The sequence below is a fragment of the Oharaeibacter diazotrophicus genome, assembly GCF_004362745.1.
Lineage (GTDB): Bacteria > Pseudomonadota > Alphaproteobacteria > Rhizobiales > Pleomorphomonadaceae > Oharaeibacter > Oharaeibacter diazotrophicus.
In genome coordinates, this window is the sequence record NZ_SNXY01000007.1 from 679,353 (window position 1) to 704,974 (window position 25,622).

Genomic DNA, 25,622 nt, shown 5'->3' on the forward strand with positions numbered 1-25,622 from the left:
GTGGCGGATGGCGAGCCGATGCGGACGAAGGGCGGACACGGGACGGGACCGGGCGCGCGCCGACAGCCGACCGGTCGCGGCACACCCCGTCCGCCCGTTCTCGATTCGGCTGGCAGGTCTCCCGGCTCCCGGATTCGGAAGGGCGGGCCCTTCCACGCTCTCCCGCCTTCCCGAGCCTTTCGGCCAGTGGCGTTGGGAGACCTCTCCGGTCACGGTCGCGGGGGCGGCTGCGTGCGCGGCCCCCCGATCCGGGCGGCCCGTCGCATTCCCTCTTGGCCCACCCCGGAGGGCGGGAACCAGCGTGCCTCCAGAGACACGTGGCGCGGGGGGAAAGTCAAGTCCGGCAAATGGGGCACAGTCGAACGCCGCCGATCGCCGCACTCGAAGCCCGTCGTCACGGCGGCGAGAACGGCGGCGATACGGGTGGCGCGAACTCCGCGTCGGTGAAGAGATTCGGGAACAGTCGCTCGCGCCAGTCGAGGGGGAAACCGATGCGGACCGGCGCCTTCGGGCTGCGCGACCTCAAGAAGCCCTCTCGTGCGAGTTCGGCGACGGTGTTGCGGGCGGTGCGCTCGGACGTGCGGAGCACCAGTGCCGCGTCGCCGCGCGCCATTTCGCCCATTCTCAGAACGGCGGACACGAGATCCGGAGCGCGCCGGTCACCGACGACATCGGCGACGAGGGTGCGGTAACGGGCTTCCAACCCGCCGAGGTCGAACAGGGCGGTGGAGAAGCGGATCTGATCGAGCGCGACGGTCAGGAACCAGGTGCAGAAGTCCTCGAGCGCCGCGGCGGAGAGGTTGCCGCGACCGTCGAGATCGCCGCGTCGGGGGCTGTCGGCGTGGTCCATCATCCGACGGTACTCCCCGCGGTCCCGCAAGCCGCGGGCGAGCCCGCGCGAGATCGACCACAGGCCGGCACCGCCGATTCCGGCCTGAAGCGCCATGGCGTGCGACATCAGCCGGGCGACGCGACCGTTGCCGTCCACGAAGGGATGGATGTAGCAGAGCCGGTGGTGCGCCGAGGCGATGGCGATGATCCGCGTGCTCGCCCACTGCGCGGCCGCACCGAACCGGCGCTCGAAATGCTGCATGAATGCCGGGACACGGTGCGACGACGGCGGCAGGTGTCGGCCGACCGCGACGTCGTCGGCGTCCGTCGCCCGGAAGGCACCCGGTGAGATCGCGACCCGGCGACCGTCCGGATGGTCCAGAGCGTGAAACTCCGCCGGCATCTCTTCGTAGAATCGTCGGTGTATCCAGGACACGAAGGCGGCCGACGTCGGCGGCGGCAACGCGCCGCAGGTGTGAAGCGCATCGATCTCGCGCTGGACCAGGACATGAGCCCGCGCCTCCAGCGCCAACGGACGGCGCTCCGGTTCGATCGGCAGGTCCTCGAGTGCGCGCAGGATGTCGCGCGGGCGGGTGTGATGGCCCTCGATGAGGTTGGAGTAATAGCAGTTCATCACCCGGACGAGATCCGCCAACTCGCTTGCCGCGTCCGGGTGCAGGCCGCGGCCGAGGCCGTCGGCCGCGCGCTGGATCTCGACGGCGAGATCGGCCAACGGCCTCGGAATCCCGTCCTCGAAGAAGCAGGGTTCCATCCGGGCGGGGGACTCGATCATTCCTGCCGATCCAATCGGTATCGCATTCTCTTTCAATACAATGAACTGAAGGAAATCTGGAAGGCTCGTTGCCGATTGCGCTTGCCGATCTGGATTGCCGACCCTCGGACAGTGCATCCTGCGGCACATCTCGGCCCGGGGGAACAGAGGGCGGCGACGTGCCCGACCGGCGGCCCATGGTAAGCGGGGAGCGAATCGGCCTAGGGCGGCTGGAGCGGTGGCGGAGTGGGCGTTCGGACGGAAGGGTCGTGGCGATGGTGTCGGAGGGCGAGGCGGAGGCGGGCGCGGCGGAGGTTCCGGCCGGCGCGGGCGACGAGACGGCGCCGGCGGACGACGGCGGGGCGGCGCGGCACAGGGCCAAGATGGCCAAGAAGAAGGCCGCGCGCGACCGGATGATGGCGGGCAAGACCGTCGAGAAGGGGCTGGTGATCGTGCTGACCGGCCCCGGCAAGGGCAAGTCGTCGTCGGCCTTCGGGATGATCCTGCGCGCGATCGCCCACGGCATGCCCTCCGCCGTCGTGCAGTTCATCAAGGGCGCCTGGGACACCGGCGAGCGCCGCCTCTTGACCGAGCGCTTCGGCGATCTCTGCCGCTTCCACGCCATGGGCGAGGGCTTCACCTGGGAGACCGGCGACCGCGACCGCGACGTCGCCGCCGCCCGCGCCGGCTGGGAGACCGCCAAGACGCTGATCCGCGACCCGGCGATCCGCATGGTGCTCCTGGACGAGATCAACGTGGCGCTGCGCTACGACTATCTCGACGTGGACGAGGTCGTGGCCTTCCTGAAGTCGGAGAAGCCGGCGACGACGCACGTGGTGCTGACCGGGCGGAACGCCAAGGACGCGCTGGTGGAGGCGGCGGACCTGGTGACGGAGATGGTGGCGGTGAAGCACCCGTTCCGGCAGGGGGTGAAGGCACAGCCGGGGGTAGAGTTCTGAGGGGGTGGTGAAGGGGATTGGCGGGGCTGGTCTTCGGGGCGCGGAAGCCCACGGCCTTCATCCTTCCCCTCCAGGGGAAGGTGGCCCGGCAGGGCCGGAAGGGGTCGGGGTTCCGAGGGGTCTGCGGCAGACGTCGGCGGGCGGAACGGCCGGCTTGGCCGGCCGTCGCGACCGCTTCCGCCTCGCTCCGCTCGGCACCTTCCCCTGAGGGGAAGGATGAATTGCGTTTGTGGCGTAGGAGTTTGGATGGGTTGTGGCGGTGCCGGTGTCTCAGCGAGCAACCCGCCGTCCCCAAGTGCGTGAACGGAGGAACCGGCCTTGGCCGCGATCATGATCCAGGGGACCGGCTCGAACGCCGGCAAGTCGATGCTGGTGGCGGGGCTGTGCCGGGCGGCGCGGCGGCGCGGGCTGTCGGTGGCGCCGTTCAAGCCGCAGAACATGTCGAACAACGCCGCCGTCACCGCCGACGGCGGCGAGATCGGGCGCGCGCAGGCGTTGCAGGCGCTGGCCGCCGGGATCGCGCCGACCGTCGACATGAACCCGGTGCTCCTGAAGCCCGAGACCGACGTCGGCGCGCAGGTGATCCTGCGCGGCCGGCGAATCGCCAGCGTGCGCGCCCGCGACTACACGGACCTGAAGCCGACGCTGCTCGGCGAGGTGCTCGGGAGCTTCCGGCGCCTGGAAGCCGCCTACGACCTCGTCGTGGTCGAGGGCGCGGGCAGCCCGGCCGAGGTGAACCTGCGTCGGGGCGACATCGCCAACATGGGCTTCGCCCGCGCCGCAGGCGTGCCGGTGGTGCTGGTCGGCGACATCGACCGCGGCGGCGTGATCGCCCAGATCGTCGGCACGAAGGCGGTGATCGACCCGGAGGACGCCGCGATGATCGCCGGCTTCCTGGTCAACAAGTTCCGCGGCGACCCGCGCCTGTTCGATGACGGCTACGCCTTCGTCGCCCAGCGGACGGGATGGCCGGGCTTCGGGGTGGTGCCGTGGTTCCCGGCGGCGTGCCGGCTGCCGGCCGAGGACGCGCTCGACCTCTCCTCCGGCCGCGCGGCGGGTGGGGTCAAGGTGGCCTGCCTCGCGCTGTCGCGGATCGCCAACTTCGACGACCTCGATCCGCTCGCGGTCGAGCCGGGCGTCGACCTCGTGATGGTGACGCCGGGCTCGGCGATCCCGGGCGACGCGGCGCTGGTGGTGCTGCCGGGCACGAAGTCGACCCGCGGCGACCTCGCCTTCCTGCGCGCCGAGGGCTGGGACGTGGATCTCGCGGCGCACCGCCGCCGCGGCGGGCGGATCCTCGGGCTCTGCGGCGGCTACCAGATGCTGGGCCGGACGATCGTCGACCCGGACGGCATCGACGGCGCGCCGGGCACGTCGGCCGGCCTCGGCATGCTCGACGTCGACACGGTGATGACGGCGGAAAAGCGCCTCGCGACAACGGCGGCGCGCCACGTGGCGAGCGGGACGGCGATCGAGGGCTACGAGATCCACGTCGGCCGCACCGACGGGCCCGACCGCGCCCGGCCGTTCGCCACGGTCGAGGGCCGGCCCGAGGGGGCGCTGTCGGCGGACGGGCGGGTGGCCGGCACCTACCTGCACGGGCTGTTCGCGGCCGGGGAGTTCCGCGCCGCCTTCCTCGCCGGCCTCGGCGTCGCCTCGACGGGAACGACGCACGGCGCGGCGGTGGAGGCGGCGCTCGACGCGCTCGCGGACCATCTCGAGGCCCACGTCGACGTCGCCGGGCTGCTGGCGCTGGCGCGCTGAGGGGTACCAAACCTGTCTCGTGAAGCCCCGACTCGTCGGGGCTTCACGAGGTGTCGGCCATACGGCCGGCGCCCCGTCGGGCGCTCCTCGCCCGCGACGCCCCGACCAGAGGTCGGACCGTCGCGAGTTCGGTGTCAGACGAGCGCGACGGCCGCGGCGACCGCCAAGGCGACGGCGGCCTGGAGGGCGAGGGTGCGACGGTAGAGCACGAGGGCGCGGTCGACGTCGTCGGCGCCGAGGTCGCGGCGGCCGTTCCCCATGTAGCCGTCGTCGACCAGGGTGTCGCCGTAGACGCGCGGGCCGGCGAGGGCGAAGCCGAGGGCGCCGGCGAAAGCGGCCTCGGGCCAGCCGGCGTTGGGCGAACGGTGGTGGCGGGCGTCGCGGTGGACGGCGGCGAGGGCGCCGCGGGCCGAGGTGCCGGGGCCGAGTGCGGCGAGGACCACCAGGAGCGCGGCGAGCCGCGAGGCCGGCAGGTTGACGAGGTCGTCGAGCCGGGCGGCGGCCCAGCCGAAGGCGCGGTGGCGCTCGCTCCTGTGGCCGATCATCGAATCGGCGGTGTTGACTGCCTTGTAGAATACCCCGCCGGCAAGACCGCCGACGCCGAGCCAGAGCGCCGGGGCGACGACGCCGTCGGAGTAGTTCTCCGCGAGGCTCTCGACGGCGGCGCGGCAGACGCCGGCCTCGTCGAGCCGCTCGGGGTTGCGGCCGACGATCATCGACACCGCCCGCCGCCCGGCGGGAAGCCCGCCGGCGCGCAGGCCGTCGCGGACGGCGGCGACGTGGTCGTGGAGGCTGCGCTGGGCGAGCAGACTCGAGGCGACGACGGCGAGCGGGACGAGCGCCGCGACCGGGCCGAAGAGCGCGACGAGGCCGCGCTCGACCGCCAGCGCGGCGGTGACCGGCACGGCGACGAGGGCGAGGAGGGCGGCGACGCCGGCGGCGCGGCGGACGGCGAAGGGATCGGCCGGGCGGTTGAGGGTGCGGTCGAGCGCGGCGATCAGGGCGCCGATCCAGGTGACCGGGTGGCCGATCCGGCGATAGAGCGCGTCGGGATAGCCGGCGGCGGCCTCGACGAGGAGCGCGGCGGCGAGGAGGAGCGGGGCGTCGGGGACCGGCATGGCGGTGCCTGTAGCCCGGTCGGAGGCGCGCCGTAAAGCGGCGGCGGGGGCGCCGTAGGGCGATGGCTCGAAGCCGCCATTCATCCTTCCCATCAGGGGAAGGTGCCGAGCGGAGCGAGGCGGAAGGGGTCGCGACGGGCGGCGGAGCCGGCCGTTCCGCCCGCCACGTCGACCAAGGCACCCACGGAACCGCGACCCCTTCCGGCCTTCCGGGCCAACACCGGCCTCGGAGTCGCTTGCCTCCTCGGCGTTCGGCTCTGCCTCACCCCCTGGAGGGGAAGGATGAAGACGGCGGGCTTCGGGCGATCGCGCCGTGGTTCGAGGGCTCGCGGAGGTGGATGCAGCGAGGCCGTCCCGGCCGTGCCTGTCAGGCGCGCGGGAAGCGGACGGCGCCGTGGCCGATCTCGGCGAGGCTGGCGACGACGAAGTCGGGGACGGGATCGCCGGGCAGCGGCTCGGCGGGGACGCCGGTGGTGACCTGGATCGTGCGCACGCCCGCCGCCTTGCCGGCGGCGACGTCGGTGCGGAGCTGGTCGCCGATCATCACGGTCAGGGCGGGATCGGTGCCGAGCCGGGCGAGGGCGTCCAGCACCATGTGCGGCTCGGGCTTGCCGACCATCACCGGCCGGATCGCGGGCACCGCGGCGGCGATGGCGGCGAGGGTGGCGCCGACGCAGGGCTCGAAGCCGGTCTCGTCGGGCGTGAGGACGTCCGGGTTGGTGACGACGACGGCGGCGCCGGCGAGGGCGGCGCGGGTAGCGGTGCGCAGCTTGGCGTAGGTGAGGTCGTAGTCGAAGCCCACCACGACCACGGCGGCGTCCTCGCCGGCGAGGGCGAGGCCGCGGTCGGCGAGGACGTCGAGGAGCGGCGCCTCGCCGATGGCGAAGACGCCGGTGCCGGCCGGCCAGCGCCGGGCGATCAGGTCGGCGGTGGCGGTGGCGGCGTCGAAGACGCGGTCGGGCGCGGCCGGAACGCCCATGCGGACCAGCTTGGCGGCGACCGCGGCGGCGGTGCGCACCGAGTTGTTGGTGACGAAGGCGATGGCGACGCCGGCCTCGTGCCAGCGGTTGAGGGCGGCGACCGCGTCCGGGATCGGCGTGCCGCCGCGGTAGACGACGCCGTCGAGATCGCAGATCACCCCCGCGGGAAGCCCGTCCGCCGTCGCCGTCATGTGCCGTCCTCCGTCCGTTGGCGCCGGTTCGCGGCCGGCGCCGTCGCCCCGCGCGGACCATAGGGGAGGCGGGCGGCCGGCCCCATCTCCGGCCGTCCAGTCTTCCTTGCCCGAGGCGGTTCGGCCGGGCCGGGCGGCGGGGAGCGTCAGCAATGGAATCGTGGAGCGGCAGGTATCCAGCCGGGCCCGGCAACTGGTCTACAGTCCGGGTCACGGATCACCGGACGACAACGGTGGCCGGCGGACCGGGGCGTCGTCGCCCGGGCCGGACCGGCGAGAACAACGACACCTTCCAGCGATCATCGAGGGGCCTTACGCACATGATGAACAGACGGGATCTCCTGCTCGCCGGCCTCGCCGGGGCCGGTGCCTACGGCTTCGGACGGGTCAACCCCGACTTCCTCGTCTCCTCGGCCTTCGCGGCCGAGAACCGCCCGCTGCGCTTCCTCGCCGCCGAGGCGCTGACCGGCAACTGGGACCCGACCACCCACACCAACCTCGGCCAGCTGATCGTCGAGGGCTTCGTGTTCGGCTACCTCACCCGCGCGCCGATGACGCCGGAGAAGCCGGACGAGCTGGTGTTCGAACTGGCGGAATCGCTGACGCCGATCGACGAGTACACCCTTGAGGTCAAGCTGCGGCAGGGCATCAAGTTCCACGACGGCACGCCGTTCACCTCGGCCGACGTCAAGGCGACCTACGAATACGGCTCGCAGCCCGACCGCCCGGCGCAGTGGTACCCGGGTCAGGTGACCGTCGACATCGTCGACGACCACACCTGCCGCATCAACACCAAGGCGCACGGCTACCCGGCCGGCCTCTACTACTACCTGTCGTCCTTCCTGCCGATCATGGCGGCCAAGGACGTCGCCGACAAGAAGACGCTGTCGGCGCGCATGAACGGCACCGGCCCGTTCAAGTACGTCGACCAGAAGGGCGACACCACCATCCTCGCCGCCAACCCGGACTTCTACCTGGGTGCGCCGAAGATCCCGGGCGTCGAGTACCACTTCGTCGGCGACACCACGACGCGCACGCTGTCGCTGCTCAACGGCGAGGCCGACATCATCGAGCGCCTCGAGGCCGAGCAGGTCGAGACGATCTCCAAGGACGAGCGCTTCGCCATCCACAAGGCGGTGTCGGTGGAGAACAAGTACCTGTTCTTCCGCTGCTCCAAGCCGCCGTTCGACGACCCGCGCATCCGCCTCGCCGCCTGCCACTCGATCGACCGCAGCCAGGTGCTCGAGATCCTCGGCGTCTCCGGCACGTTCTCCAAGGCGCACATCTCGCCGGTCAAGTTCGGCTACACCGAGGTCGCCGACTATCCGGAATACGACCCGGAGAAGGCGCAGGCACTCTTGGCCGAGGCCGGCTTCCCGAACGGCGAGGGCCTTCCGGAGCTGACCTACTACACCTCGGTCGGCTTCTACCCGAAGACCAAGGAATACGCCGAGCTGATCACCGGCATGCTGCAGGAGCAGGGCTTCAAGGTGAACCTGCAGACGCTCGAGGTCGCGGCCTGGGGCAACCTGCTCTACGACAAGCCGGGCGGCGGCGAGGGCAACATGATCGACTGCGGCTGGTGCACCGGTTCGCCGGAGCCCGACCTCGTGATCCGCACCCACTTCCACTCGTCCTCGAAGCGCATCACCGGCATCGTCGACCCCGAGATCGACGCCGTGCTCGACAAGGAGCGCAACGCCGGCACGATCGAGGAGCGCAAGAAGGTGCTCCAGGAAGAGACGCTGCCGACGATCGCCCGCAAGGCCCCGGCGCTGGCGCTGTTCACCTCGGTGTTCATCCACGCCTACGACAAGAAGCTCGAGGGTCTCTACATCTACCCGAACGGCATGCAGGACATGAGCAAGGCGACGCTCGCCTGACGACGACCACCGACGGCACCGGCGCGCGACCCTTCCCGGGCACGTGCCGGTGCCGTCGGGCTTCCATGGTGCTTCGACGTTTCGTTCGACGTCGCCTTCGACGTTTCCGGGGCCGGCCGCCGTGCCGTCCGGATCGACGCACTCGCCCCGGCGCGCGTGGCCCCTCGCGGGCGCCGGGGTCCTTTCGTCGCCCCCGAGGCAAGCGGTGTCGCCCGGCCCATGCTGATCCTGGAATTCCTCGTCAAGCGCATCGCCCAGGGCGTCCTGATCGTCGCCCTGACCTCCTTCCTCATCTTCACGCTGCTGCGCGTGGTGCCGGGCGACCCGGTCCGACTGATCGTCGGCGGCATGGCGCCCCAGAACGTGGTCGAGGAGGTCGCCGCCCGCATGGGCCTGCGCGACCCGATCGTGGTGCAATACGCCCGCTACATGGCCGGCGTCGCCCGCGGCGACCTCGGCAACTCCTACATCCGCCCGCGCACCGGCGGCGTCGCCGCCGGCGGCCAGTACGTCGACCCCTCCAAGTCGGACATGGCGCCGGTCGCCGACCTGATCCTCGAGCGCCTGCCGCTGACGCTGCAGCTCGGCGGCGTCGCGCTGGTGTTCGCGCTGCTGATCTCCTTCCCGATCGGGATCGCCGGCGGCCTGCACCCGAACAAGTGGCAGGGCTCGCTCGCCTTCGGGGTGCAGTCGCTGTTCGTGTCGATCCCGAACTTCTGGCTGGCGATCGTTCTCATCCTGTTCCTGTCGGTGAAGCTGCAACTGGTGCCGGCGCTCGGCTACAAGGGCTTCGGCTACGTGCTGCTGCCCGCCTTCGTGCTGGCGGTGGAGATCTCGCCCTTCATCATCCGCACGCTGACCACCTCGCTCGGCGAGGTGATGCAGGCGCCCTTCATCGACGAGGCCAGGGTGCGCGGCCTGCCGCGCCGGCGCATCGTGTTCGCCCACGCCCTGCGCAACGCCGCGGTGCCGCTGGTCAACCTGCTCGGCATCCAGCTCTCGACGCTGATCGGCGGCGTGCTGGTGATCGAGTACATCTTCGACTACCCCGGCCTCGGCAACCTCACGGTCGTCTCCGTGCTCGGCCGCGACTTCCCGACCATCCAGGGCATCGCCATCACGACGAGCGCGGTGTTCGTCTTCGTCAACATCCTGGTCGACCTGGTCGCCTACCTGATCGACCCGCGCGTGGAGATCTGACGATGACCTCGATCGCCTCTCCCTCGCCGCTCGTCCCGGCGGACGCGCCGCGCTCGATCGCCCGCCGCATCCTCGCCGAGGCGTGGTCGAACCGCGGCTTCCGCGTCGGCTTCTACGTCTTCGTCGTGCTGCTCGCGGTCTCGGTGATCTGGCCGGAACTCTCCACGGTCAGCGCCACCAAGATGGTGGTGAAGGACAAGTTCCTGCCGCCGCTGTTCCTCGGCGACAAGTGGACCTGGATCCACCCGCTCGGCACCGACCAGCTCGGCCGCGACATGCTGATGCGCTGCCTGATCGGCCTGCGCTACTCGCTGATCATCGGCGTCGTCACCGTGGTGCTGGTGTTCCTGATCGGCTGCGGCCTCGGCCTGCTCGCGGGCTTTCGCGGCGGCTGGTGGGACCTTTCCATCATGCGCGTCACCGACGCCCAGCTGTCGGTGCCGATGATCATCCTGGCGATCACCATCCTCGGCGTCTCCAAGCCGGAGGTGTGGACGATCATCGCGGTGCTGGCGCTGTCGGGCTGGCCGCTCTACGCCCGCGTCGCCCGCAGCGCCGCCGTGGCCGAGCGCGGCCGCGAATACGTCCGCGGCCTGCGCGTGCTCGGCGCCGGCGACTGGCGGATCATGCTGCTTTACGCCGCGCCGAACATCCTGCCCCCGATCGCCTTCGTCGCCGTGCTCGACGTCGCTCGCATGATGATCTTCGAGGCGATCCTCGGCTTCCTCGGCCTCGGCATCCAGCCGCCGACGCCGAGCTTCGGCAGCATCATCTCCGACAGCCGCAAGTACCTGATCAACGCGTGGTGGATCGCCACCAGCCCCGGCGTCTTCCTCGCCGTGGTGCTGACCGCGATCAACCTGATGGGCTCGGCGCTCGAGAAGGCCCGCAACAAGGTCTACGGAGGACACTGACGTGGATCTGAAGCTGATCCTCGAGGTCGAGAACCTCACCGTCGGCACCGCCGACGGCGCGCGCCCGGTGCTGGAAGGCGTCGGCCTGAAGCTGCACGCGGGCGAGATCGTCGGCGTCTACGGCGAGACCGGCGCGGGCAAGACCGTGCTGTCGCGCGCGCTCGCCGACTGGCTGCCGCCGGGCCTCTCCTACCGCTCCGGCAAGGTGCTGTTCGCCGGCCACGACATCCTCGACCGCCGCGCCGGCGCGGGCAAGGCGGTGATCGGCCGCGACATCGCCTACATCGGCTCCAAGCCGCAGAGCGCGATGGACCCGACCCTGCCGGTCGGCGTCCAGATCGTCGAGAAGCTGCGCGCCGTTCGGCCGGAATGGTCGCCGGCGACCTGCCGCGACCGGGTGATCCAGTTGCTCACCGAGGTGCGCATCCCCTCGCCGGAGGAGCGCTTCCACGACTATCCCTCCAAGTTCTCCGGCGGCATGATGCAGCGCGTCATGATCGTCGACGCCATCGCCGCCGAGCCGGCGGTGCTGATCGCCGACAACGTGACGCAGCCGCTCGACGTCACCATCGGGGCGCAGATCGTCGCCCTGCTCGGCGACCTCGCGCACCGGCACCGCATGGGCACGGTCTACCTCGCCTCCTCGCTGGCGACGCTGTCGCAGTTCGGCGGCCGCACCGCCGTGCTCGGCGAGGGGAGGATCGTCGAGGAACGGCCGTTCGCCGACCTGATCGCCGATCCGAGGACCGAGACGACCCGCCGCGCCATCGAGGCGGTGCCGAAGATCTGGGCGGTCGGCGAGAAGCCGCCGGCCCCGGCGGTCGCGCCGGTGCCGCTGATGCGGATCCGCGAGGCGACCCGGACCTACCGGATCCGCCGCCGCGGCACCTTCAACAGCTACAACGCCGTCCAGGCGGTGCGCGGCGTCTCGTTCGACATCCTGACCGGCGAGAATTTCGGCATCGTCGGCGAGAGCGGCTGCGGCAAGTCCACGCTGACGCGCCTGCTCGCCTGGCTGGAGACGCCCGACGCCGGCGCGATCGAACTCGCCGGCGTGTCGCTGGCGGCGCTGTCGTCGCGCGATCTGCTCGCCAAGAGGGCCGAGTTCCAGCTCCTGCTCCAGGACCCCTACAACGCGCTTCCGCCGCGCACCACCGTCGGGCGGATGATCGAGGAGGGCCTCCGGATCCGCGGCGAGGGCGGCAAGGGCCTGCGCGACAAGGTGCTGGCGGCGATGGCCGAGGTCGGCCTGCCCGCCCGGCTCTACGACCAGCTGCCCAACACGCTCTCGACCGGCGACCGCCAGCGCATCTCGATCGCCCGGGCGCTGATCCTGTCGCCGCGGCTCCTGATCCTCGACGAGACGCTGTCCTCGATCGACCAGCGCGAACAGGCCAAGCTGATCGACCTCTTCGCCGGACTGCAGAAGAAGAACGATCTCACCTACGTGTTCATCTCGCACGACCTCGCCATGGTCCGGAAGGTGTGCACGCGCATCGCGGTGATGTACCTCGGCAAGATCGTCGAGATCGCCGACAACCACGACCTGTTCTTCGCGCCGCGCCATCCCTACACCAAGGCGCTGCTGTCGGCGGCGCCGACGCTCGAGGACAAGCCCTTCGACGCCGGCGAATACCTGCTCGAGGGCGAGCCGCCGAGCCCGATCGACATCCCGCCCGGCTGCAGCTTCGCTTCGCGCTGCCCGCTCGCCTTCGCCCGCTGCCGCGCCGAGACGCCGGAACTGCGCGAATGGCGCCCGGGCGCCTTTGCGGCGTGTCATCTGGTCGAGACGGAGGCGGCCGCCGCGGCGGCGTGAGCGGGGCGGGGGCGTGGGCGGCGGATTCCCCGCGTCGGACGTCGGCGGATCCCCCTCATCCGGCCCTGCCGGGCCACCTTCTCCCGCAAGGGGAGAAGGAGACGCAGCACTTTTTTGAACTGCGCAGACCTGAAGAAGAACGCGCGCCGCGTCCTTCTCCCCCTGCGGGAGAAGGTGCCGGCCTTGGCCGGCGGACGAGGGGGAACCGCGACGTTCGACGATCCGTCCCGCCCGCTCAGGCGAGCGGGGCCTCGGTGTAGGCCCGGGCGCCGGCGCGCACCGGCGCGGCCGGGCGGGTCGGCTCGGGGCGGGCCTCGCGCGGGGCCATGCCGAAGTGGCGGCTGAAGCTGCGCGAGAAGTGCGAGACGTTCTTGAAGCCGACCTGATAGGCGATCTCCGACACCGTCAGGTGCTTCTTCGGGTCGGCGACCAGGATCTCGTAGGCGCGCTGCAGCCGGCGCGACTGCATGAACTGGCCGACCGTGGTGTCGTCGTCGGAGAACAGGCTGTAGAGGTAGCTGAGCGAGATCCTGGCCTCGTCGGCGATCCGGCGCGGGTTGAGCTCGGGGTCGGCGAGGTTGCGGTCGATGTAGTCGAAGATGCGGCGGCGCAGCCGGTAGCGGGCGTTGCGGACCGCGAGGGTGGCGCCGCGGTCCTCGGCGCCGATCGCCAGCGCGACGAAGCTGAGGAGTTCGGTGGCGAGCGCCTCCGGCGTCGGCGGCGGGTGGTCGGCGAACAGTTCGGCGATGCTGCCGAGGAGACCGACCAGCAGACGCGTCATGCGCTCGTTGGCCGGGAAGCGGCGCTCGACGTGGTCGTCGACGCTGACGACGCGGCCGCGCAGGTCCTCGGCGGGGATGCGCAGCACCAGGAGACGCGCCCCGGCGGCCTCGACCGACTGGCCGTCGAGCCGGCCGAACAGCACGTATTCGCCGGCCTCGACCGTGCGGGCGCGCCCGCCGCGGCCGAAGCCGAGCCGGCCCTCGACGGGCACGACGAGGAGGTAGCCGTCGTCGGCCCCGGCGGCGGGGGCGGGCAGGCCGCCGGCGGCGACGTCGAGGACGAGGCGGCCGAGGCGGATGCGGTGGAGCGGCTCGGTCGGCGGGACGCGGTCGTGCACGGGGGAAGCCTCCGGTCTCATCGGGCGAGGGGTGCGGCGCCGGCCGCGCGGTCGGCGACGACCAGGTCGGTGCCGGCCTCGCGGATCGCGGCGGCGAGCGCGCCGGTGGGGGCGCGGTCGGTGACGAAGCGGTCGATCGCGCTCCAGGGCGCGCAGATCGACACGGCGAGCTGGTCGAATTTGGAGTGGTCGGCGACGAGGATCGCCTCGGCGGCGCGGTGGATCATCGCGGCATAGACCGCGCCGGCCTCCTCGTCGGCGTCGTAGAGGCCGCGGACGCCGATGCCGGTGGCGCCGACGATGGCGCGGTTGGCCTCGTAGCCGTTGATGCTGGCGATGGTCTGCGAGCCGAGCAGGTAACCTTCGCCGGGCTGGAGCCGGCCGGCGCAGAACAGCACCCGGATCGTCGGGTTGGTGCCGAGGGCGGCGGCGGCGGCGAAGTCATGGGTGATGACGGTGATGTCGCGGTTGCGCGCGGAGAGGAAGCGGGCGACGTGGTAGGTGGTCGCCCCGCCGCCGAGCATGACGACCTCCTTCGGGAGAACCATCGCCGACACCGCCGCCGCGATCGTCTCGCGCTCGGCGATCATCACGGCGCGGCGGTCGCGCCGCGAGGCCTCCTGGGCGAAGGGTCGCGAGGCGCCGCCGTAGGTGCGGTTGATCAGGCCCTGCTCGTTGAGCTCGAGGAGGTCGCGCCGGATCGTCTCGCCCGAGACCTGCAGCGCCACCGCCAGTTCGGAGGCGCGCAGCGACGGCGCGGCGGCGAGCTGGGCCAGGATGCGCTGGTGGCGGTCGGCCTTGGAGAGGCGGTCGCGGTCGGGCGCGGCGGCGGCGCGACCCGCGTCGGCCTCGGCGATCCCGGCGTCCTCGCTCATAGAACCTCCCCCCTCGTCCCCGGCCTACGATCCGCCTCCGCGACTCGAGGCGGACGTGGAACCTCCGACATGGAACCCCGAATGTGGAGCTGGTGTGTGGGTTCCGTGGACCTCCAACCATCATGTGGGAAATCCCTCATGTGGGGAAGCCCCAATCCGCGGCTTCCCACTGCCTAGAATCGCAGCGCGATGCCAAGCGATTGTGCCGTGCGGCATTGGTTTTCCGCGGTGCGGTGCGAACGGGCGCCGCGGATGCCGTCGCGGTGGGCGGCGTCGACGCCGTGGATGTAGCGTGTGGAACATTCCACAGGCGTTCCACCCGATCTGGAACGGATCGCACGGGGCTGCCGTCGCGCGGGCCGGAGCGGAGGGCCGACGACCGGTCCGGGCGCCGCATCCTCGGCGGCACGCCCTTGCACCGGCGCTTTCGTGCCCCATGATCTCGGCCATGACCTCCACCGCCCCGCCGTCCTCGCCGCTCGACCGGCTGTTCTCTTGGTTCGAGACCCGAATCGATCCCCTCCGCCCGACCGCCGGGCGCCATCCGCTGACGCCGCCGGCCTCGACCCGGCGGCTCGTCGCCTCGGTGTTCGCCGACGCGGGCCCGGCGGTGGCGGTGCTGGTGGTGCTGACCTCGGTGCTGACCGCGGTGGAGATCTCGGTGCCCTGGATGATCGGGCATCTGGTCGACCTCGTCGCCCACGAGCCGGCCGAGGGCTTCCTCGCCCGCCACGCCGGCGACCTCGCGCTGTTCGTCGCGGTGCTGGTGCTGGTGCGGCCCGGGGTGACGGTGCTGTTCACGCTGGTGCGCAACCAGACGCTCAACCGCAACCTCGGCGTCCTCGTGCGCTGGCGGACCCACGAATACGTCTCGCGCGCCGACGTCGCCTTCTTCCAGAACGACTTCGTCGGACGGATCGCCACCAAGGTCGGCCAGACCGGACAGGCGGTGCGCTCGCTGGTGCGCAACGTCGCCGACCAGCTGCTCTACGCGGTGCTGTTCCTGATCGGCACCGTCGCGGTGCTGCTCTGGAGCCATCCGCTGTTCGCGGTGCCCGTGGTGGCCTGGGCGATCGCCTACGGCGTGGTGCTGCGGCTCTACCTGCCGGCGAGCCGGCGGGCGGCGCGCAAGGTCTCGGAGGCGGCCTCGGTGTTCACCGGCCGCATGGTCGACGGCTATTCCAACTACATGACCGTGCGGCTGTTCTCCGGCATCGGCCGCGAGGACGCCCACGTGCGCGAGGCGCTCGCCGACAACGTCGCCACCACCGGCGCGCAGCAGCGCTACCTGACCAGCCTGACGATCACGCTGTCGCTGCTCAACGGCGCGCTGGTCGCCGCCGGGGGCGTGGTCGGCGTGGTGCTGTGGGACCGCGGCTTCGTCAGCGCCGGCGACATCGCCGCGGTGCTGGCGCTGCTGGTGCAGATCAACGGGCTGTCGCGGATGGCGACCTTCAACCTCGGCGACGTCTACGATTCGATCGGCACGCTCGAGGACAGCGTGCGCTCGCTCGCCAAGCCGCAGACGGTGACCGACCGGCCGGGTGCGCCGGCGCTGGCGGCCACCGCCGGCGCGATCGCCTTCGAGGACGTCCGCTTCGACTACGGCCGCGCCGACGACGGCTCGGGCCGCCGGCGCGCCCTCGACGGGGTGACGCTCGCGATCCGGCCGGGCGAGCGGATCGGGCTGGTGGGGCCGTCGGGTGCCGGAAAGTCGACGCTCGTCAACGTGCTGCTCCGGCTCTACGACGTCGAGGCCGGCCGGATCATGATCGACGGCCACGACATTTCGGCGGTGACGCAGGATTCGCTCCGGCGGGCGATCGGCGTCGTGACGCAGGACACCTCGCTGCTGCACCGCTCGATCCGCGACAACATCCGCTACGGCCGTCCGGACGCCGACGACGCGGCGGTGCTGGCGGCGGCGCGGCGGGCGCGGGCGGACGACTTCGTCGCCGACCTCGTCGACGCCCGCGGCCGGCGCGGGCTCGACGCCCACGTCGGCGAGCGCGGCGTCAAGCTGTCCGGCGGCCAGCGCCAGCGCGTCGCGATCGCCCGGGTGCTGCTCAAGGACGCCCCGATCCTGGTGCTCGACGAGGCGACCAGCGCCCTCGACAGCGAGGTCGAGGCCGCGATCCAGGACAGCCTCGAGACGCTGATGGCCGGCAAGACCGTGATCGCGATCGCCCATCGGCTCTCCACCATCGCCCGGATGGACCGGCTGGTGGTGATGGACGCCGGCCGCGTGGTCGAGGCCGGTAGCCACGCCGAACTGGTCGCCCGCGGCGGCCTCTACGCCGCGCTCTGGGCCCGGCAGACCGGCGGATTCCTCGCCGAGAAATGCTGAGTATAGAACTCATCTTTATCTCGCCGCGGTCGCGTCGCGCCGGATGCGATGTTGCAGCGCGGGCACGGCTGCTTCCTCCGCCGAAGGTCGAGTTTGCAATGCGGCGGATTCGAGGGTTCGCCCTGCTAGACATCGCAGCGGGTTGGTGCAAAAAGATCGCCGATCCGGCAGCCGGTCGGGTCGGGCTCCTCTTCCCGAGTCTGCCGCGCGGCCGCTCGAATTCGTATGGCAGTCTGCCCGTCCGTCGACGCCGCCGCCGCCCCTGGGGCGGGGAGGGGCCGCGGGCGGGTTGGTTCATGTCTCCCGGAGCGCCCGCGGCGGCGGACGGACCGGGCGGCCCGATCGAAAGGAACCGACCTTGGCCCACACCGCACCCTCGGCCGAACCGACGCGACGCGACTTCCTGATGCTGACCACCGGCGCGTTCGGCGTGGTCGGCGTCGCGGCCGTCGCGTGGCCGTTCATCGACCAGATGAATCCCGACGCCTCGACGCGCGCCCTCGCCTCGATCGAGGTCGACATCTCGGCGATCGAGCCGGGCCAGTCGATCTCGATGCTGTGGCGCGGCAAGCCGGTGACGATCCGCAACCGCACGCCGGAAGAGATCGAGGCCGGCAAGGCGGTCAAGCTCGAGGACCTCAAGGATCCGATCGCGCGCAACGCCAACCTGCCGGACGCCGAGGCTCCGGCGACCGACGAGAACCGCGCCGCGAACGGCAAGGAGAACATCCTCGTCATGGTCAGCGTGTGCACCCACCTCGGCTGCATCCCGCTCGGCCAGCAGGGCGACTTCGGCGGCTGGTTCTGCCCGTGCCACGGCTCGCACTACGACACGGCCGGCCGCATCAGGAAGGGCCCCGCGCCGCAGAACCTGCCGGTCCCGGTGTACTCCTTCCTGTCCGACACCAAGGTCCGCATCGGCTGACCCCGCCATTCTCCTCGAGGAGTCGTTCATGTCCGGTCATTCGACCTACGAGCCCAAGACGGGCGTCGAGAAGTGGCTCGAGCGGCGGCTGCCGATCGTCCGCCTGCTGCACGACACCGGTGTGTCCTACCCGACCCCGCGCAATCTCAACTACCTCTGGACGTTCGGCGGCATCCTGACGTTCATGCTGGTGGCGCAGATCCTGACCGGCGTCGTGCTCGCCATGCACTACGCCGCCAACACCCAGGTCGCGTTCAACTCGGTCGAGCTCATCATGCGCGACGTGAACTGGGGGTGGCTGATGCGCTACCTCCACGCCAACGGCGCCTCGATGTTCTTCATCGCGGTCTACATCCACATCTTCCGCGGCCTCTACTACGGCTCCTACAAAGAGCCGCGCGAGCTGCTCTGGATCCTCGGCGTCATCATCCTCCTGGTGATGATGGGCACGGCGTTCATGGGCTACGTGCTGCCCTGGGGCCAGATGTCCTTCTGGGGCGCGACGGTCATCACCAACTTCTTCACGGCGATCCCGATCGTCGGCCAGCCGATCCAGACGCTGCTGATCGGCGGCTTCGCGGTCGACAACGCCACGCTCAACCGCTTCTTCTCGCTGCACTACCTGCTGCCCTTCGTGCTGTTCGGGATCGTGATCCTGCACATCTGGGCGCTGCACGTGACCGGCCAGAACAACCCGACCGGCGTCGACGTCAAGTCCGACAAGGACACCGTGCCCTTCACGCCCTACGCGACCGCCAAGGACTCGCTGGCGCTGGTGTGGTTCATGGTGTTCTACGCCTGGTTCGTGTTCTACCAGCCGAACTTCCTCGGTCACCCCGACAACTACGTCGAGGCCAACCCGCTGGTGACGCCGGCGCACATCGTCCCGGAATGGTACTTCCTGCCGTTCTACGCGATCCTGCGCGCCATCACCTTCAACATCGGGCCGATCGACTCCAAGCTCGGCGGCGTCATCGCCATGTTCGCCTCGATCGCGATCCTGGCGTTCCTGCCCTGGCTCGACACCTCGAAGGTCCGCTCCGGCCGCTACCGCCCGATGTTTCGCATCTTCTTCGCGATCTTCGCGGTCGTGACGGTGCTGCTCGGCTGGCTCGGCTCGCGTCCGGCGGAGGGCGGCTACGTGCTCGCCGCGCAGATCTGCACGGCCTACTACTTCGCCTTCTTCGTCATCATCCTGCCGCTGCTCGGCTTCGTCGAGACGCCGAAGGAACGGCCGCTCTCCATCTCGGACGCGATCCTCGCCAAGAACGGGGGCGGCCACGGCCATCCCGCCGGTGCGACCGCCGCGGCCGACAAGCACTGACCGCCTTTCGGAGGTTCGACCCATGAAGAACACGATCATCCGCTGGGCGGCGGCCGCTGTCGTCGGTCTCGCCACCACGGCGGGCGCGGTGGCGGCGGAAGGGGAGGCGGCTCCGGCCCACTTCCCGATCCACCACCCCGAGTACCAGAGCTGGAGCTTCGCCGGCCTGTTCGGTCACTACGACCGGGCGCAGCTGCAGCGCGGCTATCAGGTCTACAAGGAAGTCTGCTCCGCCTGCCACGCGATGAGCCTCGTCAAGTTCCGCAACCTCGCGGACGAGGGCGGCCCGGGCTTCACCGCCGAGCAGGCCAAGGTGCTGGCGGCCGGCTACACCGTCCAGGACGGCCCCGGCGACGACGGCGAGATGTTCGAGCGTCCGCGCGAGCCGAAGGATTCCTTCCCCTCGCCGTTCGCCAACGAGAAGGCGGCGCGCGCGGCCAACGGCGGCGCCTATCCGCCGGATCTGTCGCTGATCGCCAAGGCCCGCGCGGTCGAGCGCGGCTTCCCGTGGTTCCTGTTCGACGTGGTCTGGCCCTACCAGGAGCAGGGTCCGGACTACATCCACGCGCTGCTGACCGGCTACCAGGACGCCCCCGCCGGCGTCGAGGTGCCGGAGGGCAAGTACTACAACCCGTATTTCATCGCCGGCAACGCGCTGGCGATGCCGCCGCCGCTCTCGGCCGACCAGGTGACCTACACCGACGGCACGCCGCAGACGGTGGACCAATACGCCAAGGACGTCTCGGCCTTCCTGATGTGGGCCGCCGAGCCGCACCTCGAGGCGCGCAAGCAGACCGGCTTCAAGGCGATGATCTTCCTGATCGTCTTCGGCTGCCTGCTCGGCTTCGTGAAGCGCAAGGTCTGGGCCGACGTGCCGCACTGAGCGCGCCGCAGCCTTCGACGACGACCGCAACGGCCCCCGTCCTCCCGGACGGGGGCCGTTTCGCATTCCGCGCCGCGGCGAGGGCCGTCCGGCGCCGCGATTGTTTCAGCCGTGTTTCGATCGTGACACCGGCGCGGGACGGACGGGCCTGGAAACCGTCCCCCGTTCGACCGTAATCGAGAGGTGTCGGCTCCGACGCGGCAGCGCCGCCGGGGCCCCCAGAAAGACCCGCGGGCCATCACTCGCCCGCCGCCATCGTGGCGGCGGGCTGGGCCCCCGCGCGCCCAGAGACACCGGAGTTCGAGATGCACCGCCCGTTCAAGACCCTCGCGACCGCCGCCGCCCTCGCGGTCTCCCTCTTCGCACTCTCGGCGGGTACCGCCGGCGCGGCGCAGACCGTGCAGCACGCCGCCCCCGAGCCGGCGGAGACGCTGACGATCGCCGACGTGCTGCCGACGCCGACGCTGATCACCTTCCAGAGCAAGCTGTCGGCCGACGCCTGGAACAACATCGAGGCCTACGTGTTCAAGCCGGCCGGCGCCTCGTCGGCGAAGAAGGTGCCGCTGGTGATCGTCGCCCACGGCCACACCGGCCTCTTCACCTGCGACACCGACGCCGACGGCGCGCTCGCCCAGGTCGGCACCTGCTACGTCAAGCTTTCGACCCAGTACGCCACGCTGGCGCAGGAACTGCTCGCCCGCGGCGTCGGCGTGATGCTGGTCAACAGCTTCACCGCCACCCGCAGCGCGAAGATCGTGTCGCTGCACGCCGGCGACACCTCGTGGGCGGTCTATCCGAAGGGCCTCGGCGCCAACCGCGACGCCATGGTGTCCGACCACGCCTCGCGCCCCTACGACCTGTTCGGCGCGGCGCTGGCGGTGCCGGCGCAGCTGACCTGGGCCGATCCGGCCAAGCTGGTGGCGCTCGGCTATTCCCACGGCGGCACCGCGGCGATGGCGGCGACCTTCTCGCAGCACCCGATGAACATCAACAACCCCGCCAGCGGCGGCAAGCTGTTCAAGCGCGTGTTCGCGACCTATCCGGGCTGCCTGATGGGCGGCACCAACACCAACTACGTCAACTCGGGCGCGGTGGTGCCGCTGTCGATCGCCACCGGCAGCGCCGACACCGACACCCCGCCGGGCACGATGCCGGGCACGGCCTCCGACGGCGGCGGTTGCCGCAAGCGCTACGACGCCGCCAAGACGGCGGTGGCCGCCAACCCCTCGCTCTACAAGATCGACTGGTGGAACTACCAGGGCGCGACCCACTCCTGGGAGACCACCTACACCGCCGCGGACTTCGCCGCCCGCGCCGACTGGCGCGCGAAGGTCGGCAGCTACGTCCAGTCGCTGCTGTGACAGCTGTCCGGCACGAGTCCCGACTCGTCGGGACTCGTGCGGGGTTTCGGCCATCCGGCCGGCGCCCGGTCGGGCGCTCCTCGGGCGCTCGGTACGAGATCCCGCCGCCGGACGGACCCTCCGACCGGCGGCGCGGCGGCCCCGCGCGACGGGGTCGCGCCGGCGGCGAAAACGCGCTAGGTGGTCCGACCGACGCGGGTGCCTGCCGCCGGCTCCGCCGGGGCGGCGAGCCCGCCCGACGGAGCCCCCGATGAACCTTTCCGACGCCATCCGCTCGATCCCGGACTATCCCAAGCCCGGCATCGTCTTCCGCGACATCACCACGCTGCTCGGCAACGCCCGCGCCTTCCGCCGGGCGATCGACGAGCTGGTGCAGCCCTGGGCCGGCGGCAAGATCGACAAGGTCGCCGGCATCGAGGCGCGCGGCTTCATCCTCGGCGGCGCGGTCGCGCACCAGCTCTCCGCCGGCTTCGTGCCGGTGCGCAAGAAGGGCAAGCTGCCGCACGAGACCGTCTCGATCGCCTACAGTCTGGAATACGGCGTCGACGAGATGGAGATGCACAAGGACGCCATCCTGCCCGGCGAGCGCGTCCTCCTGGTCGACGATCTGATCGCCACCGGCGGCACCGCCACCGCCGCCGCCACCCTGATCCGCTCCATGGGCGCCGTGATCGAGGCCGCCTGCTTCATCGTCGACCTGCCGGAGCTGGGCGGCGCGGCGAAGCTGACGGCGATGGACGTGCCGGTCCGCACGCTGATCGCGTTCGAGGGGCATTGAGGGGGAGGGGCAGTCGGGCTTCGGCAGTCGGCAGTAGGCAGTCGGGCTTCGGCAGTAGGCAGTAGGCAGTAGGGTGGCGGTTGGAGCCGCGTGCCCGGTGCCTTGCTGCGTGGCAGCCGACGCCCGAGACTTCGACTGCCTACTGCCTACTGCCTACTGCCTACTGCCTACTGCCTACTACCGCACCGCCTCCACCGCGTCCCCTCCCCCCTGGAAGGGGAGGGACAGGGAGAGGGGGGCCGACGCCGTGCCGCGCGCCGCATTCGGCCCAATCCGCGAGCCGACTCGTTGAGAGCTCGGCGCGTCTGCCCCCTCTCCCCAACCCTCCCCCTCCAGGGGGGAGGGGGCTCGTGACGGGTGGGGACGGGCTTGCGCCAGGGGGAACGGGCTTGCGCCAGGGGGGAACGGGCTTGCGCCGGATGACGTTAGTAGCGAGCGCATCGACTGCCGACTGCCGACTGCCGACTGCCGACTGCCGACTGCCTACTGCCTACTGCCGACTGCCTACTGCCGACTGCCCCCTCACCGCACCGGCGCCCACACCACGTCGTCGATCCCCCGCGCTCCCATCGCCACGATGACCAGCCGCTCGAAGCCCATGGCGATACCGCTGGCGGCGGGCATCTGGCCAAGGGCGGCGAGGAAGTCTTCGTCGATGGGGTAGCGGTCGCCGTAGACGGCCTCCTTGATCGCCATTTCCTCCTCGAAGCGGCGGCGTTGCTCGACCGGGTCGGTGAGTTCGCCGAAGGCGTTGGCGAGTTCGACGCCGCAGGCGTAGAGCTCGAAGCGCTCGGCGACGCGCGGGTCGCGGGCGACCGGGCGCGACAGCGCGGCCTCGCAGACCGGGTATTCGCACAGCACCGTGGCGCGGCCGAAGCCGAGCCGGGGCTCGACGTCCTGGACGAGGACGCGGGAGTAGATGTCGGTCCAACTGTCGTCGACGACGACGCGGTAGCCGCGGGTGGCGGCCTGCGCGGCGAGGCCGTCGCGGTCCGGTGCGGCGGTCGGATCGTCGGAGAGCGTGGCGAGGAGGTCGATGCCGGCGAAGCGGGCGAAGGCGTCGGCGACGGTGAGCCGCTCCGGTTCGGCGAAGGGATCGGCGGTGCGGCCGCGCCAGGACAGCGTCGTGGTGCCGGCCGCCTCGGTGGCGAGCGCGAGCAGGGCGGCGCAGTCGTCCATCAGCGTCTCGTAGGGCGCGCCGGCGCGGTACCACTCGAGCAGCGTGAACTCGGGCGAATGCAACGGCCCGCCCTCGCGGTTGCGGAAGACGCGGGCGAAGTCGAAGATCGCCGTCTCGCCGGCGGCGAGCAGCTTCTTGGCGGTGAACTCCGGCGAGGTGTGCAGGTAGCGGCGGGCGACCGTCAGGTCGGGGCCGACGAGGTCGGTGGCGAAGGCGTGGAGATGGGCCTCGTTGCCGGGCGAGACCTGGAGCGCCGGGCACTCGACCTCGGTGAAGCCGCGCGCCTCGAACCAGCCGCGCAGTGCCGCCTTGATCCGGCCGCGCGCCGCGAGGAACGGACGGCGGGCGCGGTGGCGCTCGGCGCCCCACCAGGGCGAGGGGGCGGGCGGGAGCGTCGGCATCGATGTCGCCTCTTCCTTTTCCGAGCCGAAAATGCAAGGAGAGACGCCATCCGCGGCCGGGGCGATCCCGGACCCGAACGACATCCATTGCACGGACCCCGATACACAATGGTCAAGGTCATCGCCAGCCAGATCCGCAAGGGCAACATCGTCGAACTCGACGACAAGCTCCACGTGGTCCTCACCTCCGAGAACTTCCACCCGGGCAAGGGCACCCCGACGACGCAGATCGACATGCGCCGCATCGCCGACGGCGTGAAGGTGTCGGTGCGCTACAAGACCACCGAGCAGGTCGAGCGCGCCTTCATCGACGAGCGGCCCTACACCTTCCTCTACGAGGACGACGAGGGCTTCGCCTTCATGAACATGGCGAGCTACGAGCAGATCTCGGTGCCGAAGGACGTCGTCGGCGACCGCGCGCCGTTCCTGGCCGAGAACATGGAATGCCACGTCGGCGTCTACAACGACGTGCCGATCTCGATCGAGCTGCCGGCGCGCGTGATCCTCGAGGTCACCGAGACCGAGCCGGTCGTGAAGGGCCAGACGGCGGCCTCGTCCTACAAGCCCGCGCTGCTCTCGAACGGCGTGCGCACCATGGTGCCGCCCTTCGTCACCGCCGGCACCCGCATCGTGGTGATGACCGAGGACGCCTCCTACGTCGAGCGCGCCAAGGACTGACCGGTCGGCCGATCGATACGATCGAACGCGACGGGCGGTGGCCGAGGGGCCGCCGCCCGTTTCCGTTTTCGAGGGGGTCGTACCTGTCTCGTAAAGTCCCGACTGGTCTGGACTTCACGAGGTTTCGGCCTTGCGGCCGGCGCCCGGTCGGGCGCTTCTCGCCCCCAACGCTCCGACCACGGATCGGAGCGTTGCGAGCTCGGTATCAGTCCTCGATCGGCACCAGCACCGGGCCGCGCATCGTGAACACGACCGCGCCGTCCTGGTTGGTGCCGACGGCCTCGTTCTCGACGATCGCCCAGCCGGGCCGGCTCTTCAGGCGGCGCTTGGCGCGCCAGGTGTTGACGTAGGTGACGGTGTCGCCGGGGCGGACGGGCCGGGTCCAGCGGATCTCGTCGAGGCCGGGCGAGATGCCGGCGAGCGTGCCCATGGCCTTCACGTAGTCGACCGTCACCCGCATCCAGGCCGCCGCCGTGTGCCAGCCGGAGGCGACGAGGCCGCCGAAGTGGCTGGCGGCGGCGGCGTCACGGTCGAGATGGAAGGGCTGCGGGTCGTAGCGGCGGGCGAAGTCGAGGATGGCCGCCTCGGTGAAATGGTGGCTGCCGACGGTGGTCGGGGCGTCGAGGGCGATGTCGTCGAAGCGCATGGCGGTCACCTCCCGACGATCAGCGTGGCGTTCATGGTGAGCACGGTGTCGCCGTGCTGGTTGGTCACCGCGAAGGCGGTCTCGACGTAGCCGCGGTCGCCGCGCGAGGAGGGCCGGACCTCCTTCACCGCGTAGGTCCCGGCGAGCACGTCGCCGACCAGGACCGGCTTCGCCCATTTCAGGTCGGTGACGGCGCCCGAACCCATCGACTTCGCGCCGGCGAGCAGATGGTCTACCAGCTGGCGCATCAGCAGCGAGGCGGTGTGCCAGCCGGAGGCGGCGTGGCCGCCGAGCGGGGAGGCGCGGCCGGCGGCCTCGTCGAGATGGAACGGCTGGGGATCCCAGGCGGAGGCGAAGGCGACGACCTCGTCGCGCTCGATCGGGACGGTGCCGAGCGATCCGGTCTCGCCGGCGGCAAAGCTGTCGTAGCCGCGCAACCCTGGGGCGGCGGTTGCGGGTTCGGGTCTGTCGTCCATGTGGTCCTTCCCCGGTTCGGCACCTTCCCACCGCCATAGCAGAGCGCCCGGGGGCCGGCCAGACGTATAGGTGACGTTCGCGGAAGGTTGATCGCCCGGGGGTGATCGGGTGGGTGTGCCATGGGACGGCATGGGCGAGGCGGGCGCAGCCTGGAAAGCCGCCGCTGCCGCCGCATCCGGCATTGCACCATCCGCAATTC

The 25,622-nt window shown here is 71.2% G+C and carries 21 protein-coding genes and 1 riboswitch; of the genes, 13 read left to right on the forward strand and 8 right to left on the reverse strand.

Features of this window, described 5'->3' with window-relative positions:
- Positions 1-94: 94 nt before the first annotated feature.
- Positions 95-316, reverse strand: a riboswitch (cobalamin riboswitch).
- Positions 317-394: 78 nt separating this feature from the next.
- On the reverse strand, positions 395-1,741 hold the full coding sequence (locus tag EDD54_RS11740) for a Fic family protein (RefSeq protein ID WP_245515729.1): 1,347 nt from the start codon (positions 1,739-1,741) through the stop codon (positions 395-397).
- Between the two features lie 137 nt (positions 1,742-1,878).
- Here EDD54_RS11740 and cobO point away from each other — a divergent pair, with 137 nt between their 5' ends.
- Positions 1,879-2,562 (forward strand): cob(I)yrinic acid a,c-diamide adenosyltransferase, encoded by a 684-nt coding sequence (cobO, locus tag EDD54_RS11745; RefSeq protein ID WP_126541960.1) that lies wholly within the window; start codon positions 1,879-1,881, stop codon positions 2,560-2,562.
- Between the two features lie 330 nt (positions 2,563-2,892).
- A complete protein-coding gene (locus EDD54_RS11750; RefSeq protein WP_207620532.1) occupies positions 2,893-4,326 on the forward strand; it encodes a cobyric acid synthase in 1,434 nt (477 codons plus the stop codon).
- 134 nt (positions 4,327-4,460) lie between these two features.
- Here the strand turns inward: EDD54_RS11750 and cbiB are convergent, their stop codons facing one another.
- Both cbiB and EDD54_RS11760 read right to left on the reverse strand, forming a co-directional pair.
- Positions 4,461-5,444, reverse strand: coding sequence for an adenosylcobinamide-phosphate synthase CbiB (gene cbiB / locus EDD54_RS11755; protein ID WP_126541961.1), 984 nt, complete (start codon positions 5,442-5,444; stop codon positions 4,461-4,463).
- Between the two features lie 367 nt (positions 5,445-5,811).
- Positions 5,812-6,615, reverse strand: coding sequence for an HAD-IIA family hydrolase (locus EDD54_RS11760; RefSeq protein WP_126541350.1), 804 nt, complete (start codon positions 6,613-6,615; stop codon positions 5,812-5,814).
- Between the two features lie 320 nt (positions 6,616-6,935).
- Between EDD54_RS11760 and EDD54_RS11765 the strand changes: the two genes are divergently transcribed.
- From EDD54_RS11765 to EDD54_RS11780, 4 genes are all read left to right on the forward strand, one after another.
- A complete protein-coding gene (locus tag EDD54_RS11765; RefSeq protein WP_126541351.1) occupies positions 6,936-8,498 on the forward strand; it encodes an ABC transporter substrate-binding protein in 1,563 nt (520 codons plus the stop codon).
- A gap of 219 nt (positions 8,499-8,717) precedes the next feature.
- Positions 8,718-9,698, forward strand: coding sequence for an ABC transporter permease (locus EDD54_RS11770; RefSeq protein WP_126541352.1), 981 nt, complete (start codon positions 8,718-8,720; stop codon positions 9,696-9,698).
- A 2-nt stretch (positions 9,699-9,700) separates the two neighbouring features.
- A complete protein-coding gene (locus tag EDD54_RS11775; protein WP_165644535.1) occupies positions 9,701-10,612 on the forward strand; it encodes an ABC transporter permease in 912 nt (303 codons plus the stop codon).
- A 1-nt stretch (position 10,613) separates the two neighbouring features.
- Positions 10,614-12,428 (forward strand): ABC transporter ATP-binding protein, encoded by a 1,815-nt coding sequence (locus EDD54_RS11780; RefSeq protein WP_126541353.1) that lies wholly within the window; start codon positions 10,614-10,616, stop codon positions 12,426-12,428.
- 235 nt (positions 12,429-12,663) lie between these two features.
- On the opposite strand, the gene EDD54_RS11785 is transcribed toward EDD54_RS11780, so the two are convergent.
- The gene (locus EDD54_RS11785) at positions 12,664-13,548 is read right to left on the reverse strand and encodes a helix-turn-helix domain-containing protein (RefSeq protein WP_245515730.1); all 885 of its coding nucleotides are present in this window, start codon (positions 13,546-13,548) and stop codon (positions 12,664-12,666) included.
- A 17-nt stretch (positions 13,549-13,565) separates the two neighbouring features.
- Complete coding sequence (locus tag EDD54_RS11790; protein ID WP_126541355.1) at positions 13,566-14,423, reverse strand: DeoR/GlpR family DNA-binding transcription regulator; 858 nt, start codon at positions 14,421-14,423, stop codon at positions 13,566-13,568.
- A 448-nt stretch (positions 14,424-14,871) separates the two neighbouring features.
- Between EDD54_RS11790 and EDD54_RS11795 the strand changes: the two genes are divergently transcribed.
- From EDD54_RS11795 to EDD54_RS11820, 6 genes are all read left to right on the forward strand, one after another.
- Complete coding sequence (locus tag EDD54_RS11795; protein WP_126541356.1) at positions 14,872-16,770, forward strand: ABC transporter ATP-binding protein; 1,899 nt, start codon at positions 14,872-14,874, stop codon at positions 16,768-16,770.
- 358 nt (positions 16,771-17,128) lie between these two features.
- The gene (petA, locus tag EDD54_RS23435; protein WP_165644429.1) at positions 17,129-17,695 is read left to right on the forward strand and encodes a ubiquinol-cytochrome c reductase iron-sulfur subunit; all 567 of its coding nucleotides are present in this window, start codon (positions 17,129-17,131) and stop codon (positions 17,693-17,695) included.
- Between the two features lie 28 nt (positions 17,696-17,723).
- On the forward strand, positions 17,724-19,019 hold the full coding sequence (locus EDD54_RS11805; RefSeq protein WP_126541358.1) for a cytochrome b: 1,296 nt from the start codon (positions 17,724-17,726) through the stop codon (positions 19,017-19,019).
- Positions 19,020-19,041: 22 nt separating this feature from the next.
- Positions 19,042-19,902: a cytochrome c1 gene (locus EDD54_RS11810; RefSeq protein ID WP_126541359.1), complete on the forward strand. Its 861-nt coding sequence runs from the start codon at positions 19,042-19,044 to the stop codon at positions 19,900-19,902.
- Between the two features lie 305 nt (positions 19,903-20,207).
- Complete coding sequence (locus EDD54_RS11815) at positions 20,208-21,263, forward strand: dienelactone hydrolase family protein (RefSeq protein ID WP_126541360.1); 1,056 nt, start codon at positions 20,208-20,210, stop codon at positions 21,261-21,263.
- 250 nt (positions 21,264-21,513) lie between these two features.
- Complete coding sequence (locus tag EDD54_RS11820) at positions 21,514-22,041, forward strand: adenine phosphoribosyltransferase (RefSeq protein WP_126541361.1); 528 nt, start codon at positions 21,514-21,516, stop codon at positions 22,039-22,041.
- Between the two features lie 522 nt (positions 22,042-22,563).
- On the opposite strand, the gene epmA is transcribed toward EDD54_RS11820, so the two are convergent.
- Positions 22,564-23,622 (reverse strand): EF-P lysine aminoacylase EpmA, encoded by a 1,059-nt coding sequence (gene epmA / locus EDD54_RS11825; RefSeq protein ID WP_126541362.1) that lies wholly within the window; start codon positions 23,620-23,622, stop codon positions 22,564-22,566.
- A 108-nt stretch (positions 23,623-23,730) separates the two neighbouring features.
- Here epmA and efp point away from each other — a divergent pair, with 108 nt between their 5' ends.
- Positions 23,731-24,300, forward strand: a complete 570-nt coding sequence (efp, locus tag EDD54_RS11830) for an elongation factor P (protein WP_126541363.1) — start codon at positions 23,731-23,733, stop codon at positions 24,298-24,300.
- Between the two features lie 205 nt (positions 24,301-24,505).
- Here the strand turns inward: efp and EDD54_RS11835 are convergent, their stop codons facing one another.
- On the reverse strand, positions 24,506-24,946 hold the full coding sequence (locus EDD54_RS11835) for a MaoC family dehydratase (protein WP_126541364.1): 441 nt from the start codon (positions 24,944-24,946) through the stop codon (positions 24,506-24,508).
- Between the two features lie 5 nt (positions 24,947-24,951).
- The gene (locus EDD54_RS11840) at positions 24,952-25,422 is read right to left on the reverse strand and encodes a MaoC family dehydratase (protein WP_126541365.1); all 471 of its coding nucleotides are present in this window, start codon (positions 25,420-25,422) and stop codon (positions 24,952-24,954) included.
- Positions 25,423-25,622: the final 200 nt, after the last annotated feature.